At 58.2% G+C, this 15,014-nt stretch carries 13 protein-coding genes; 3 read left to right on the forward strand and 10 right to left on the reverse strand.

The features are described 5' to 3' along the window. The first annotated feature begins 204 nt into the window (after window positions 1–204). Window positions 205–1,410 (forward strand): IS21 family transposase, encoded by a 1,206-nt coding sequence (gene istA / locus C816_RS23720; protein WP_016320838.1) that lies wholly within the window; start codon window positions 205–207, stop codon window positions 1,408–1,410. Next, window positions 1,403–2,200 (forward strand): IS21-like element helper ATPase IstB, encoded by a 798-nt coding sequence (gene istB / locus C816_RS12660; RefSeq protein ID WP_016320839.1) that lies wholly within the window; start codon window positions 1,403–1,405, stop codon window positions 2,198–2,200. Before istA ends, istB begins: the two co-directional genes overlap by 8 nt. Before the next feature lie 59 nt (window positions 2,201–2,259). Here the strand turns inward: istB and C816_RS12665 are convergent, their stop codons facing one another. The 8 genes from C816_RS12665 to C816_RS12695 form a co-directional block, all read right to left on the reverse strand. Continuing rightward, the gene (locus C816_RS12665) at window positions 2,260–2,904 is read right to left on the reverse strand and encodes a nucleoside-diphosphate sugar epimerase/dehydratase (protein ID WP_016322788.1); all 645 of its coding nucleotides are present in this window, start codon (window positions 2,902–2,904) and stop codon (window positions 2,260–2,262) included. 19 nt (window positions 2,905–2,923) lie between these two features. Further along, window positions 2,924–3,739 carry a PHP domain-containing protein gene (locus tag C816_RS12670; RefSeq protein WP_016322789.1) on the reverse strand — a complete coding sequence of 272 codons (816 nt, stop codon included), beginning with the start codon at window positions 3,737–3,739 and terminating at the stop codon, window positions 2,924–2,926. Window positions 3,740–3,755: 16 nt separating this feature from the next. After that, complete coding sequence (locus C816_RS12675; protein WP_016322790.1) at window positions 3,756–4,304, reverse strand: adenylyl-sulfate kinase; 549 nt, start codon at window positions 4,302–4,304, stop codon at window positions 3,756–3,758. Window positions 4,305–4,306: 2 nt separating this feature from the next. Then, window positions 4,307–4,495, reverse strand: a complete 189-nt coding sequence (locus tag C816_RS23725; protein WP_155979009.1) for a hypothetical protein — start codon at window positions 4,493–4,495, stop codon at window positions 4,307–4,309. 4 nt (window positions 4,496–4,499) lie between these two features. After that, window positions 4,500–6,509 (reverse strand): hypothetical protein, encoded by a 2,010-nt coding sequence (locus C816_RS12680; RefSeq protein WP_016322792.1) that lies wholly within the window; start codon window positions 6,507–6,509, stop codon window positions 4,500–4,502. Between the two features lie 299 nt (window positions 6,510–6,808). After that, entirely contained in the window at window positions 6,809–8,500 is a 1,692-nt protein-coding gene (locus tag C816_RS25465) for a flagellin N-terminal helical domain-containing protein (RefSeq protein ID WP_016322793.1), read from the reverse strand. 376 nt (window positions 8,501–8,876) lie between these two features. Continuing rightward, the gene (locus C816_RS12690) at window positions 8,877–9,821 is read right to left on the reverse strand and encodes a methyl-accepting chemotaxis protein (protein WP_016322794.1); all 945 of its coding nucleotides are present in this window, start codon (window positions 9,819–9,821) and stop codon (window positions 8,877–8,879) included. Window positions 9,822–9,836: 15 nt separating this feature from the next. Further along, window positions 9,837–10,892 carry an FIST signal transduction protein gene (locus C816_RS12695; protein ID WP_016322795.1) on the reverse strand — a complete coding sequence of 352 codons (1,056 nt, stop codon included), beginning with the start codon at window positions 10,890–10,892 and terminating at the stop codon, window positions 9,837–9,839. A gap of 237 nt (window positions 10,893–11,129) precedes the next feature. Between C816_RS12695 and C816_RS12700 the strand changes: the two genes are divergently transcribed. After that, window positions 11,130–11,981, forward strand: coding sequence for an AraC family transcriptional regulator (locus C816_RS12700; RefSeq protein WP_016322796.1), 852 nt, complete (start codon window positions 11,130–11,132; stop codon window positions 11,979–11,981). 4 nt (window positions 11,982–11,985) lie between these two features. On the opposite strand, the gene C816_RS12705 is transcribed toward C816_RS12700, so the two are convergent. Together C816_RS12705 and C816_RS12710 are read right to left on the reverse strand one after the other, a co-directional pair. Continuing rightward, entirely contained in the window at window positions 11,986–12,597 is a 612-nt protein-coding gene (locus tag C816_RS12705) for a sugar O-acetyltransferase (protein WP_016322797.1), read from the reverse strand. Window positions 12,598–12,744: 147 nt separating this feature from the next. Beyond that, the gene (locus C816_RS12710) at window positions 12,745–14,925 is read right to left on the reverse strand and encodes an alpha-galactosidase (RefSeq protein WP_016322798.1); all 2,181 of its coding nucleotides are present in this window, start codon (window positions 14,923–14,925) and stop codon (window positions 12,745–12,747) included. Between the last annotated feature and the right edge of the window lie 89 nt (window positions 14,926–15,014).

Below are 15,014 nucleotides of genomic sequence, written 5' to 3' on the forward strand. Positions count from 1 at the left end.
AACGCTGTTCCGGGAGAGCTTGTCCGCTAAAGTGTAGATACGCTCCGGCTCTGTGGTCAGATTGTCAGCGCCAGTGATAAAATGTAAGAAAACGCCGAGGAAAAAATGTAGTTTAGTGGCGGAGGTGAAGGGAAAAAGATAGACTCCCAATCAGGGCGAGAAAGAGCCCGGAAAGGGAGTCAGAAAATGAAAGGAGCACAGTGGATGGATATCCGAAGCGACAGACAAAAAGGGCTGAGCTATGTGGAGCTGGGACGGAAGTACCACATGGACCCGCGGACGGCAAAGCGGTACGCGGAATCGCCGCAGAAGCCGGAGTACACATTGAGCGAACCCAAGCCAACAAAGATGGACCCGTACAAGCAGATCGTGGACGAGTGGCTGGAAGAGGCGCCGTATTCAGCGTTGCGGATACTGGAGAAGCTGCGGGAGATGGGGTTTGACGGAGGTTACAGTATTGTCAAGGCGTATGTGAGCAGCCGGAAGATGGACTTGAATGAGAAAGCAACGGTGCGGTTTGAGACGATGCCAGGAAAGCAAGGGCAGATGGACTGGGGATTCTTCGAGGATCACCTGGTATACGAGGACGGAAAGTGGAAGAAGCTGTACTGCTTTCTCATGATTCTGGGGTACTCAAGGATGCGGTACATCGAATTTGTCACAGATATGAGCACAAACACGTTGATACGGTGCCATCAGAACGCGTTTCGGTATTTCGGAGGCTACCCGGAGGAGATTCTGTACGATAACATGAAGCAGGTAGTCATCAAGCGGCTTTTGAAGCAGGAGGACTCCACACTAAACCGGCAGTTTGAGGACTTCGCGGGATTCTATGGATTCAAACCCATCCTGTGCCGGCCATATCGTGGTCAGACGAAAGGAAAAGTGGAGCGGACGGTGCAGTTTGTGCGGGACAACTTCATGGTCGGGATCAAGTACAACAGCCTGGCAGATTTGAATGGACAAGCCTTGGCTTGGTGTAATAAGGTCAATGGCAAAGTCCATGCCACCACCAACGAGATTCCCTTTGAACGGCTGCAAAAAGAGGGGCTGAGTCCTCTTTCCCGTGAGTACATCATCGACAAGATCAACCTTAGGCGGGTACAAAAAGACTGCCTCATCTCATACGCCGGGAATCAGTACTCCGTGCCAGCGGAGTACATCGGCAAAGATGTGGCAGTCGTGGCCCTCGACAGTATGCTGGCCGCCTACTATGAGGGAAAGCAGATCGCTCTGCATCGAATATCGTATCAAAGGAAGGACATGGTTGTCAATCCTCAGCACTATAGAAGGATTACGCTGAAACAGACAATAGATGCGGAAAATGTTCTGCTGGAACAGGGCAAAGTAATAGATTTCCCCTTGAAGCCCTCCGATTTATCCAGATATGACGAGGTGCTGTATGACTGAATTTACTATGGACAGGCTGAGGGAAAACCTGGAAGCCCTTAAAATGAAAAACACCCTGGAGATTCTGGACAACTACCTGGAACGGGCGGTGGCGGACAAGCTCAACATTGTGGAGGTTTTGGATCACATTTTCTCAGAAGAAGCCAAATCCAAGCGGAGACGGGCCTATGAGAAGCAGATCCAGATGTCTGGCTTTCCCATTAAGAAAACCCTGGACGACTTCGATTTCTCTTTCCAGCCCTCCATCGACAAGCGCCAGATCGATGAGTTGGCTACCATGCGCTTCCTGGAAAACGGGGAGAATGTGGTCTTCCTCGGCCCGCCCGGCGTGGGCAAGACCCATCTGGCCTCCGCTTTGGGCCTGGTGGCGGCACAGCACCGTTTCTCCACCTACTACATCAACTGCCACCAGCTCATTGAACAGCTCAAGAAGGCCCATTTTGAGAACCGTCTGCCGGACAAGCTCAAGGTTCTGGCCAAGTACAGGATGCTCATCATCGACGAAATCGGCTACCTCCCCATGGACATCCAGGGTGCAAACCTGTTCTTTCAGCTCATTGCCAGGCGGTACGAGAAAACATCCACCGTCTTCACCTCCAACAAAACCTTCTCCCAGTGGAACGAGGTCTTTGCCGACGTCACCATCGCCTCCGCCATCCTGGATCGTGTACTGCATCACTGCACCGTTATCAACATCAAGGGTGAGTCTTACCGCCTGAAGGAGCGCAAGGAATTTATGCGCCAGAAACAGCAAATCGTAAATACTCTTTTCCTGCAAGGAAATAACTGATTCTGTTACCCCCCCCCCGCCGAAAAACTACAAAATTTCTTCGGCGTTTTCTTACAATTTCAAATTGGCGTTGACACTAAAGCGTAAACCTTTTTCAGATGTTTACAATACTTGCGCAGCTGCAAAGTTGAATTCAAATCACAACAACCCGCGTCAATGAATACCTCTTCGTCTCCATATACCATAAAATCCGGTGCAAAATACTGTCCCGGATCTTCATAGTCATATTCAGCCCAGGAATAAATCTGATCTTGAGGGTATCCGCCCTCTTTTAAGATCTGTCTGATTTCTTTATTTGACCGAGTCGTACTAATCAGTACGCTCATATCTTTTTGCGCCAGCAATTGTTCCGGGCTTATAACTGGCCAGCCGCAATAGCCCTTTTTCTGCTTTTCTTTGGTCTGGCTGCAAAAGCCAACAAAACGATCATCGTCCTGCCAATAACGAAGAAGAATCTTGCCAATTGATCCCGCCCCATAGAGAACGACTTCTCGATCCTGGGGCATGGATTTTTTCAATTCAGCAACCCCTGCTTTTTTAAGCAAAGGGACCCCAGGCAGATATTTAACTACGATGGCGTCAATGTACTTTTGATTTCCGGAAATCAGCCAATTCAGTTTGTTTAGATAAATGTCGCGGGATTCTTCATCCGCCAGCATCTCATACACTTTGCGGTATTCTTCAAGTGTACTGTACATTTCCATATAGTATATTGACCTCCATTCAAAGCAGCCAGTTCAGCTCCAGCTCCCAGGCTGTCAGCAGATTGTCCGGCTTGTTTTTCTCACCGTGAAAATCGCTGCCGCCGGTGACATGGAGGCCGAATTTCTCCGCAAGGCTCAGGTACATCGCCGTTTGCTCCGGCGTATGCTGCGGGTAATAGCACTCGATGGCGTCTAGTCCATAGCCGGCCAGGCGCCGGACCAGGTGTTCCAGATTGTCATCTCCCAGTACGATTTGGTACGGGTGAGCCAGAGAGACCTTTCCGCCGGCCGCTTTGATGGCCTTTACGCAGGTCTCGGCGCTGGGTTTGGTGCCCTTTTCGATCTCCTGAAATTCCGGCGTGTCCAGATAGCGGTCAAATGCCTCTTTTCGCGTGGCGACAATGCCGTGCCGCAGCATGACCTGGGCAAAGTGGGGACGGCCGATCACGCCGCCTGTGGCGGCTTCCTCCACCTCGGTCAGGGGAATGTCCACGCCGTGCTTATGCAGAAAATCCGCGATGCGGTACTTGCGGTGGTCCCGTCCGGCCTTCATTCCCGTTGTCATCTCCAGCAGGTTGGGGGCGTCGGGCGGGAAGGCGTAGCCAAGGATGTGGAGATTCAGGTAATCGTCCGCGCTCAGCTCGATTCCCGGAATGACCCGGAGCCCCAGGGCCTCTCCGGCCTCTCCGGCCTCGCGGAGGCCGCTCAGCGTATCATGATCGGTGAGCGCGAGTATTTCCAGCCCCTTGGATTTGGCCAGCTTTACAATTTCCGCAGGTGTGTACTGTCCGTCTGAGGCAGTGCTGTGCGTATGCAGATCTGCGCGAAGGCTCATTCTCCATACCTCCTGTTCACACCGGTTCATTCAGGTTGAAAAAGCGGATCAGCCGCTCAACAATGGACTCCGGAGTCTCGTCTCCGTCGTTTTGGATGACAATGCTGGAATGTCCCGGCTCGTCGTAGGGCAGGTCCACGCCCACCACGTTTTTCGCGCTGGAGGAGTACAGCTTCTTCTGATCCCGCTTATACAGGGTCTCCCGGGTGACCTTGATGTAAATTTCCCGATAATTTTCAATATTCTCCCGGTTCCACTGGCGGATGTCGGAGTACATCGAGATGCTGCAGCAAACCACGTCTTTCCCCTGGTCCGCCAGATCCCGGCAGCGCTGGAACAAGGGCCAGGCGCCTGCTTTCCTCGCCGCGGTCGTATACCTGTCCTCCAGAAGCACCGCCCCCGTTACCGGAGAGCTGTGGCCGGCCGCACCTCGAATCTGGTCCCCGTCCAGGAGGACTGTCTCCGGGCTCCGCGCCTTTAAGCGCGCATAAAACAGTCCGCCGATGGTGGTCTTTCCCGCTCCGGCCAGGCCGGTGAAAAAGTAGACCGTTCCCTTTTTTTCCACTCCTATATGTCCTCCTCGTTGGTCTTGTCCAAAATTTCCAGGACCTCCGCCTGTAAAAAGGTGAATCCTTTTTGCAATACGGTCCGGCGCGCGTCTGTACAGCCGTCTTTGGCAGATGCTTCCGCCAGATCCAGCATTCGCTCTAACAGGTACTGCGCGCGGTCCAGGTCGGCCATTGTCAGATCTTCCATGGCCTCAGTGATACAGCGGCTGCTCCAGCAGCGCGGGGTTCGGCTCCAGCTTTTTCATCATCTGCAGCGCCCGTCCATTTTTGTTGACAAAACGGAGGTCGCGCATCAAAATTTTTGCGTTCTTGATCCGGCTCTCCCGTGTGCTGCGCATCACGTCCTCCAGAATTTTCTCAAGGCCTTCTTCTTCCTCCTCCGAGATGGTGCGCTCCCCGTTTTCGCCTGTCCGCAGGGAGTCGAAGGCTTTTTCCCAGCTCCAGCGTATGTAATGGTCCAGCGTGGTAAAATCGTCAATCAGCGCCTGTACCCGGTCATCGTCCATCGGCGTTCCGTCATAGTAGTGGAAATCATAGCCGTAATACGCGTAAGCGTCCCGGAGAAAATACTCGATAAAACAGCGTTCGCTGTTATTGGCGAATTCGTCATAGGTCCGATAGACCGAGGCCGTGTCAAACCCTTTCACATTTCCGGGGGTGCAGAAATCCTTTCCACCCTCCGTGCAGCGGGTCATGGATTCCGCGTAGGGCACATCCAGAAACGCTGCCAGAGCGGTAAAGGTCGCCAGCGGGTTCAGCTTCGCGTCCTCAAAGCGGACCAGAATGCTGTCCTGATACAGCCGGTCCTCCGGGTCGACCATAAAGCTGCGGTTGGCGATATATTCACTAATCATATCGCTGACTACATTTTGGCAGTTGGTGTCCCTTGAAATCGTTCCGCCGGTTTTGACATTGTAGTAAATAAAGCGCATCGAGCCGCAGTAGCTGGTGGTGAAGCGGCGCATGGGCGTGAAGGTCTTGATGTATTTGAATTGGCGGAAGAGCGGCATATTCTGTACCGTCTCATAGTCCTCCGACTCCAATACCGTGCGGCCGCTTCCCCGCTCCACATAGAGGTTATAGACGATGCGGGGGAAGTGGGGCTGCAAAAACACCGCAGGAGCAATGCGGGAGGACCAGTCCTGCCCCGCGCTGCTGATTGGGTTTTCCAGAAATACCGCGGCGGCAAAGTCCTTCTCCTGCCGTCCCTTTATGCGGTAGAGCTCCTCCACCCGGGCGGCGGGCCAGTCCGGAAAGAGCTCCAGCGCCTCCCGCAGGCTCTTCGCCCGGTCCATCTTCTCTTTCATGGCGTCAATGCTGCCCGTCAGCTCCTCCATCATGATCGAGGATAGAACCAGCATATTCGGGTGGGCGTCAAAGACCTCGTTGAAGAAGTCGCCGCCGTTATGGGCGGAGAGCTGGGTGTGCCAAATCAGGCGGTTGATCTCCCGCACTCCCACCGGCTTGAGGGGACAGCGGCTGTAGTCAATGCCGTATTCCGCCTTGAAGTCAATGGGATAGCGCTGGATGTCGCCGCCGATCAGAAAAATGAGCTTCTCATCCTTCAAAAGGCGGTGAAGATCCAGGCACTGTAAATGCGCACAGAAAATTCCCCAGTCGGCGTAATGGAGATACACATGGTTCTCCCGGCCGATGTATTCGCTTCTGCGCACGTTGTCGTTCAGATATTCCAGTTCGTACTGGCTGTAAACGTCGTCGGCCAGGATGGGTTTTTCCAGGTCTCTGAAAAAGTTCCGGCTGACCACAGGATTTTTGAAGTTGATATAATCGCCGAACCGCCGCCGGTCCGGGAAGAAGGGGACATAGCCGTTTTCATCATAGGGGAAAAAGAGAATGGGAAGCTGTTCAAAGGGCAGAAAGTCCTTTCTGAACAGGTACGGGTATTTTTTCAGCAGCCTGCAGTTTTGCTGGTAGCGGCTTTCCAGCTCCTTTACATTGGGCTCATAAAAGGCCCCGGCCATCAGGGGCAGGATCTGCTCCTGAAAATGACCCTGATTATACAGGTCCCGGAAGCAGGTGTAGGAGACCTTATAATTTCCGCCGGAGTGCAGGATGTAGACCGCCGCCTCCAGCTTTTCCGCCGGGTTGCCGCTCTGATGGATCACCAGCCCGTAAGCGTCCTGCGCCTCGGCGGCGCTGCCAAGTGACGCCAGCTTTCTGGCGATTTCGATTGCCTCCATCTTCGTTCCTCCTCACAAGAGAACGGGGGGCGGGCCAAGGGCCCGCCCCCGCAAAAGTGCTGTGGTTGCAGTTTTGTCTCTGCCGGATTGATTCCGGCAGCCGCGAAACACTCTTCACCGGAGAAAACTCCGCCTGAGAGCCGCTCTGCGGGCGCAGTCCTTCCACCACGAAACCCGCTCACCCGCAGGGGGCGCCGCATCCCTAAGCGGCAAAGCCGCCGCGGGCTGCGCAGTCACCGGGTTTTCGCGGGGCCCCTTTCAGAAGGGGACGGAGGTGCGTTATGCCGCTTTTAAGGGGATTAACCCAGCAGCTGCAGCACGCCCTGAGGAACAGCGTTGGCCTGGGCCAGCATGGCCTGGGCGGACTGAACCAGGATGTTGTTCTTGGTGTAGGCCATCATCTCCTCGGCAACGTCGGTGTCGCGGATGGTGGACTCGGCGTCCTGGATGTTCTCCGCCATGACGCTCAGGTTGTTGGCGGTGTGCTCCAGACGGTTCTGGGTGGCGCCCAGATCGCCGCGGATGCCGGAGACGTAGTTGATGGCGTTCTTGATGGTGTCGATGGCGGCGGAAGCGCCATCGCGGGTGCTGATGTCGATGCTGTCGATGGCCATGGCGCCGTAGGTGTGCATGTCGCCGATGGAGACGCTCAGCTGGTTGTAGGAATCGCTGGTGTCGCCGATCTGCAGAGTCAGGCCCTTGCCGCCGCCGCTGGTGGCGGCGTTGCCCTTCTTCACCAGGCCGGTCCAGTTGCCGTCCTTGGCGGTTGTGGTGTCGCCGCGCAGGTCGTTCTTGGTGTAGTCGACAGCGCCGTCAAGCTCAGTCAGATGAATCACACCATCTTTATTGGTGGTGGTGACCTTGAACATCTTGTTTCCGGAGGCGGCGGCGGTCAGGCGGCGGGCGGCGGCGGCGGTGAGCTTGTCGCTGCCCTCTGTAAAGGCGGTCAGATCGATGATGTTCTTGCCGCTCTTGAACTTGCTGTCCGCACCCACGGAGAAGGTGTAGGTCTCGTTGCCGATCTGGAGCTGGTCGCCGTCCTTGATGCCGTCGGCGAAGACCGATGAGAGATCAAACTTAGCGGTAGCATAGATACGCTCAGGCGCATAGATTGCGTCCTGCTTCACGCGGACGGTGTCGCTGAGGCCGTTGTTGCCCAAATTAGTGACAGCATCAGCCTGAACAGAAGCCTGCGTGACGCCGTCGACGGTCACCGGCATTGCAGTGGTGAAATCCTTCGTGGGATCGTTCTTCATAGTCAGGGTGATCTCGCCCGTAGCGTCCCCGCCAACTGTAAAGGTCACACCGCCGATAGTAATATCACCCGACTTCACGGTGAGATCAGCAGCGGAGATGCTGCCGCCGCTGGCGCTAACCGTGCCGGTAGCAATTGTCTTGCCGGCAACCTTGATGTTCACGGTGCCCTTAGCCGTGCTGGCGGCGGTGAACTTGAAGTTCTTCATGTCGACAGCGTAGATGCCCTTCCGAGTCTCCTCGTTGGGCTTCACCGAGTCGCCCTCAACGGTTACGGTAACATTCGTCATGCTGGTGCTGCTGGAGCCGCCGTCCTGGCTGCCGTCCAGCAGGTTGATGCCGTTGAAGTTGGCGCTGTCGGCGATACGGTTGATTTCGCTCTTGAGCTGGTCAACCTCCTTCTGCAGGTTGTAGCGGTCAACCTCGTCGTCATAGGTGCCGTTGGCGGACTGGGTGGCCAGGTAGTCCATGCGGTTGAGCATGTCCTGGATCTCCTGCATGGCGCCCTCGGCGGTCTTCACCAGGGAGATGCCGTCCTTGACGTTCTTCTGAGCGGCCTGCAGACCGGTGATCTGGGCGCGCATCTTCTCGGAAATGGCCAGGCCCGCGGCGTCGTCGCCGGCGCGGTTGATCTTGTAGCCGGAAGACAGCTTCTCCAGGTTCTTGCTCAGAGCGGAGGTGTTGGTGTTGTAGTTGCGGTAGGCGTTTATCGCCATAATATTGTGCTGAATACGCATGTTTCTATCTCCTTATCGTTATTCCCGGACGCTCATCCTTGCGTCCGTCCGCAGATGTGGTGACGTCTTCCGGTTCGGGCAACCGGCCGGACTGCCCGGGCCCTCAGACGCCGGTGCGCTATTTCAGCCGGCCGCGCGGACCGGGTGAAACCTTCCAGGACTCAGCCGCCGCCGAATCCGTTCAATAGCTTTATCGGCAGGCCTCCGCGGAAATTAAGCCTTCTTTTGAAAAAAATTTGCCCTTCATCCAATTCCTGCGGAGAACAGGCAGGACCGTTCCCCGGGGAAGGGGGAGAGGACCGCCTCAAAAATGCGCCGAGGGCCGCTGGAATCTCCTGGTTCCGGCGGCCCTGTATTCTCATCAGGCGGGCCCTTGTCAGCTCTGCTGCTCCAGCTCCTTGACCATGGGGGGGAGCTGGGAGATCATGTTGTCCATGTCCTCAAACATGGCGCTCTTGGTGGTACCCAGACGGCTGGCCTGGTCAATGTGCTTGACCACCTCCTGGTACAGGTTCCGGATCTGGTCGAAGAACTGGCACAGCGACTGCAGTTCCCCCTGGGAGGTGCTGATGACCCCGGAAATCTCGGTCTGAACAGCCACGGCGCCCTCGGCGGCGTCCGTGATCCTGCGGAAGCTCTCGCCCGTCTGGGCGACGGCGCCGGCGCCCTGACTCAGCGTCTCCTGGGATGTGCGGATGCTGCCGCTGAGCTCGCCGGCCCGCTCCTCCACGTCGCAGATGCCGATATTTACGTCCTGGGCCAGGACCTTGATCTCCTCAGCCAGCTGCTTTACCTGGGCGGCCACCACTGCGAAGCCCCGGCCGTCCACGCCGGCTCTGGCGGCCTCGATGGAGGCGTTGATGGCCAGGAGGTTTGTCTGGTCTGCGATAGACACGATTTTTCCCATGCACTGCTGAATCTCCCGAATGGCGGCCTGGAGCTTGGAGAAAATTTCCGTCATCTCCTCGTAGGACTGCTGTACCCGCGCGGAGGTCTGCCCCAGCTCCTCCAGCTGGCCCTGGGCCTCCGACACCATTTGGGCGATCTCGCCCCGGACCTGGCCGAACTGCCCCGCGGTCTGGTTGATGCTGGAGAAGGACTGGCCCAGCTCCTGGAGCTTTTCCTGGAAATTGTTCGCCTCGGTCAGCACGCCGGAGAAGGAACTGCCCACCATGCCCAGCTCCGAGAGGGAGGCGACCTCCTTTTTCACCAGCTCTTTCTGGTATTCTTTCAGGCTGTCCGCCACGTGCAGGACCGGATAGAGGCTTTTCTCCCCGCCGGGCTCATTCTGCTGTCTCCGGTTCTTTCCCGAAAAAATCATTCCGAATCCCCTCCCTTACTCAAAGACCGCGCAGGTCATGGACTGGTTGACAAAGCGGTTGTTGTAGTGCTCTCCGTAGCCGACAAATCCGGCGTGGCAGCCCAGGGAGGCCATCTCCCGCAGGTAGTTCTGCATATACCCCCGTTCCGAGAAGAGCTTATACCGGAACAGGCAGTTCACGGAAAAGACGGCGGAACGCTTGGGGAACTCCCGCTGAATCTGCTGAATGGTGTTCCGGGTGATGGCCTGATAGTCCCCCAGCTCCAGGAGGATCAGAACGTCGGAGTCGTTCACCTGGCGGAAGCAGGCCAGGGCGTTGCCGTTGACCTCTTTAATAGAGATGATGCAGGTGTCGTCCCCGTTGATCTTGCCGAAGGGGTTTTGGAAGGTGCGGGTGAGGATCTCCTCGTCGGTCACGTGGAGGATGCTCTGGTAGACCTGTTTGGCGGGCTTTCCGTTCAGGGAGCCCAATATGTAATTGGCCCGGTCCGTATTGGAGGCGATGAAGCGGTAGTTTCCAAACTGGTGGTAGATGTTCTCCTTATAGGTCTTCACCCGGCCGCCCAGGTTCCGCACCACGGCATAGGCCACGGCGTCCTGATAGACCCGCCCGTTGGCGGAGATCCGGCCCTCGCCGCCGGTGCCCCCCACCAGGGAGATGCCGTGCTTGTGCAGGGAGGTGTGGATGGTGGTCAGTACGCAGGCGTCGTTTCCGGTGCAGAAGTCGATGCACACGGTATCGTTGCCGGTGCCGCCCACCGTGCGCAGATCCCGCTCCAGCCGCTGGATGTACTTCACGGGCATGACGGATACCTCCTCCAGCACGTTGGCGGCGGCGGAGACGCCGTCGGAATAGGCGATGACGCCCACGCCGTTTTCCACGACGCCGGTCTGATAGCACATGCCGATGCAGCCGATGCTGGGGACGCCGGGGAACCGCTGTTCCAGCGCTTTTACGTGGGTTTCAAACTGGGAGTTGTTTGATAACAGCATAATGAATTGTGGGGCGCGGAGTCCGCTGACTGCCTCCTCCAGATTTCCGCGCACACTCATACCGATAAATTGTTTCACGCTGTCGTCTCCTCTCGATGATCCAAATTATTTCAATTATACTGGTAAGATCTAATTATGTCAATAACTACACGGCAGCAAGGGCTGTTTCATGGCGGAAAACATCGGGAATTTGTGCAGTTTTGTATGGATTTTTGGGAAAGAATCTGATATAGTGTACCAAACGGGCAGCTGTAAACTCCCCGGACAGGAAAAGCGCGCGGAGAGCGGAGGCCGTCAAGAGAGGAGCGCCTGTCCATGAACAACTATTCCTTCTCCATTTTCCCCAATGAGAATTTCCTGGATTTCCGCCTGTACCAATACGGCTGGGAGCAGTGCAGGCCTCTGCACTCCTTCGGTCCCTTTGTGCGCAATCACTACCTGTTCCACTATATCATCTCCGGGCAGGGGACCTTGGATTCCACCGGCCCGGACGGAACGGACCGCAGGTATGAACTGGGCCCGGGGCAGGGGTTCCTCATCTGTCCCGGGCAGATTAACACCTACGCCGCCCACAAGACGGACCCCTGGGAGTACACCTGGCTGGAGTTTGACGGCCTGCGGGTGGAGGAATATCTGGACGGCGCGGGGCTGAGCGCCCTTCAGCCCATCTACCATCCGCAGTTCCCGTCTCAGGGGGACGAGCTGCGGGATACCATGCTCTACATCGCCCGGCACGCCGAAGCCGCGCCGCTCCACCTGATCGGACACCTGTGCCTCTTTCTGGACGCGCTGATCCGCTCTTCCTCCACCCGGAAGACGCTCCACGGCGGAAAGCTCAAGGACTTCTACATTCAGGAGGCCGTCAATTTCATGGAGCACAATTATCAGCGGGATCTCACGGTGGAGGAGATCGCCGATGTGTGCAGGCTGAACCGCAGCTATTTCAGCAAGCTGTTCAAGGAGATCATGGGCTGTCCGCCCCAGGAGTTTTTGATCCGCCTGCGGCTTTCCAAGGCGGCGGAGATGATGAAGCTGTCGGGGAACTCCATCCGGGACATCGCCGCCGGCTGCGGCTATCCGAATCAGCTCCACTTCTCCCGCGCGTTCAAGAAGCGCTACGGCGTGTCCCCCAGACAGTGGCGGGCAGAGGAGCAGCAGAAAAAATAGATCCTCACAGGTTCTCCCAATCGATTTTCTCGCCCCGGAAGAAGAACTCCCGGTCGCGCTCCCCGATGGCGCGGAGTACGCGGCAGGGATTGCCCGCAGCGACGGCGCCGGCGGGAATGTCCCTGGTGACGACGCTCCCCGCGCCGATCACGCTGCCGTCCCCGATGCGCACGCCCGGCACGAGAACGGCCCCGGCCCCGATCCAGACGTCGTTGCCGATATGGACATCCCGGTTGTATTGCAGGCCTCTGCTCCGCAGGCCCGGCTCGATGGGATGGTTTGCCGTGGCGACCGTGACATTGGGGCCGAAGAGGACGTTGTCACCAACGAAGATATTGCCGTCGTCCACAAGGGTGAGGTTGAAATTGGCGTAGACGCGATGGCCGAAATGGACGTGGCGCCCGCCCCAATTGGCGCGGAAGGGAAGCTCGATCCAGCAGCCCTCGCCGCAGGAGGCGAAGACTTCCTTCATATACCGTTCCTTTTCCGCGGCGTCGCCGGGCCGCAGCTGGTTGAAGGCCCAGAGGCGCTCCGCAAAGCCCGCCTGTTCCGACAGGATCTGCGGGTCGGCGGGGTCGTAGATGAGGCCCGCCAGCATTCTCTCGTACTGCGTCATATTCCGTGAGCTCCTTTCGTCTATGTGACAGGCAGAACTCCCGTCCTCACTTGCTGAGGGCGGGAGTTCCTGATTGGGCATTGCTTGGTAAATGGCGGAATGCACAGCGGAAAAAGATCCGCCGCTCTGCCATTTTTCAGACACGGCCTACAGCGCGGACAGGTACAGCTGCATGGACTGATAATCTCCCTGGGGCATGGGCAGGGGCCAGCCGGCCTCCATCAGCACGTCGCCGGGGAAGGCGCCCTGGCCGTTCACGGCGTAGCGCAGGGAGGGGTCCAGCCCCTTGAGCCGCAGGCTGCGGAAGGGGGCGGCGGCCTGGGTGGGGCCGGTGACCAGGGAGACCAGGGCCTCGCGGCCGTCGGGGGAGACCTGTTCCCAGGCGGTAAAGGGGTCGGCAAAGGGGTCGCTGAGGCGGTAGTAATCCCCCTGCTGGATCAGGTCGTAGTGCTCTTTGAAAAAGGCCGTCTGTTGTTTGATGATCTCCCGCTCCTCCGGCGTACACCGGCTCAGGTCCATCTCGTAACCGAAGGTGCCGCTCATGGCCACAGCGCCCCGGGTCTCCATGGAGGTGACGCGGCCGTTCTGCTCGTTGGGACAGACGGAGACGTGGGCCCCCATGGCGCTGACAGGATAGCAGAAGGAGGTGCCGTACTGGATGCGCAGGCGGTCCACGGCGTCGGTGTTGTCGCTGCACCAGATCTGGGGGGTGTAGTAGAGCATCCCCGCGTCAAACCGGCCGCCGCCGCCGGAGCAGCCCTCGATCAGCAGCTCCGGGTAGTCCCGGCGCAGCCGCTCCAGAATGTCGTACACGCCCAGCACATAGCGGTGGTAGACCTCCCCCTGGCGGTTTGCGGGCAGGGCGGCGGACCAGACGTCGGAGAGGCTCCGGTTCATGTCCCATTTAATATAGGTGATGTCGGCGCCGTCCAGGATCTTCTGTATGGATTCGTAGATATAGTCCCGGACCTCCCGGCGGGAGAAGTCCAGCACCAGCTGGCTTCTGCCCCGGGTCTGGGGCCGTCCGGGGACACCCAGGGCCCAGTCGGGATGCTCCCGGTAAAGCTGGCTGTTCTCGCTGACCATCTCCGGCTCAATCCAAAGGCCAAAGCCCATGCCCAGCGCCTGGATGCGGGGAACCAGGGCCTCCAGGCCGCCCGGCAGCTTCTTCAGGTTGACAGACCAGTCCCCCAGCCCGCTGAGATCAGTGTCCCGGGAGCCGAACCAGCCGTCGTCCATGACGAACAGCTCGATACCCAGGCCCTGTGCGCCTTTGGCAATGTCCACCAGCTTGTCGGCGGTAAAGTCGAAGTAGGTGGCCTCCCAGTTGTTCATCAGCACCGGCCGGCGCTTCCCCTGGTAAGGGTCCCGGATCAGGTGCTCCCGCAGGGCGCGGTGGAACTGGCGGCTCATCTGGCCAAAGCCCTTGGGGGAGCAGACCAGAGCGGCCTCCGGGGCGGTGAAGGACTCTCCCGGGGCCAGGAGGAAGCAGAAGTTGTAGGGGTCGATGCCCAGCACCAGACGGTTGTTTTCCAGCTGGGTCCGCTCCGCCGCCGCCTGGAAGTTGCCGCTGTACACCAGCATGGCCCCGTAGCACAGGCCGTAGTCCTCGTTGGCCCCGCGGTCACAGAGAATGACGAAGGGGTTGTGATGGTGGCTGGAGGTGCCCCGCAGGCTGTTCACGCTCTGAATGCCGGGGCGCAGGGGGGCGCGGCTGGGGCAGCGCTCCATGGTGTGGCAGCCGTCAAAGGTGATGAAGTCCAGATCGTCCCGCTGGAAGTCCAGGCACAAAGAGGCGCAGCGCTGGAGCCGGACAGTCTCCGTCCCCTGGTTGACCACCCGGACGGCCCGGGTAATCAAATCCCGCTCCTCCAGTACGCCGTAGTACAGCTCCACCGACATCTTCGCGGCCGTGTCCCGCATGCGGATGACGAGGGTTTCCCACTCCTCGCCGCCCCAGAAGGCGGGCAGGCCCTCCAGGCTGTATTTGCCCTGATGCAGCGCATAGTCCGCGTAGCGCAGGTCCGCCAGGCGGCTGCCGTCCTCTGGCTCAAACTCGATGCTGGGGATGCGGAAGTCCCCCACGCCGCAGGAGGAGTACTCCTGGGGCAGGGTATCCAGGGAGTAGTCCCGCTCGTCCCCCACCTCGTTGGGATTGGGGGAGAAGCCCCGGTCGGCATATTGGATGAGGTAGGACAGGTCGCCGCCGCTGATTCGGGGGCCGTAGTAGGTGTGCAGCAGGATGTTGTGCTGGTCCGCCTTCATCTGATAGGTGGTGTTCTGGGTGTGCAGAGTGAACACCCGGTTTTCCTTGTCCAAAACGATCATAGGGATTCCTCGCTCAGTTGTCGCTCCTGTGTCAGAACGCAGAATGCCGGCTTTGTGCGCAGCCGGGTTTGCATCCGCGTCGCCCCGGC

Origin of the sequence: Oscillibacter sp. 1-3 (assembly GCF_000403435.2) — a bacterium.
Taxonomy (GTDB): domain Bacteria; phylum Bacillota; class Clostridia; order Oscillospirales; family Oscillospiraceae; genus Oscillibacter.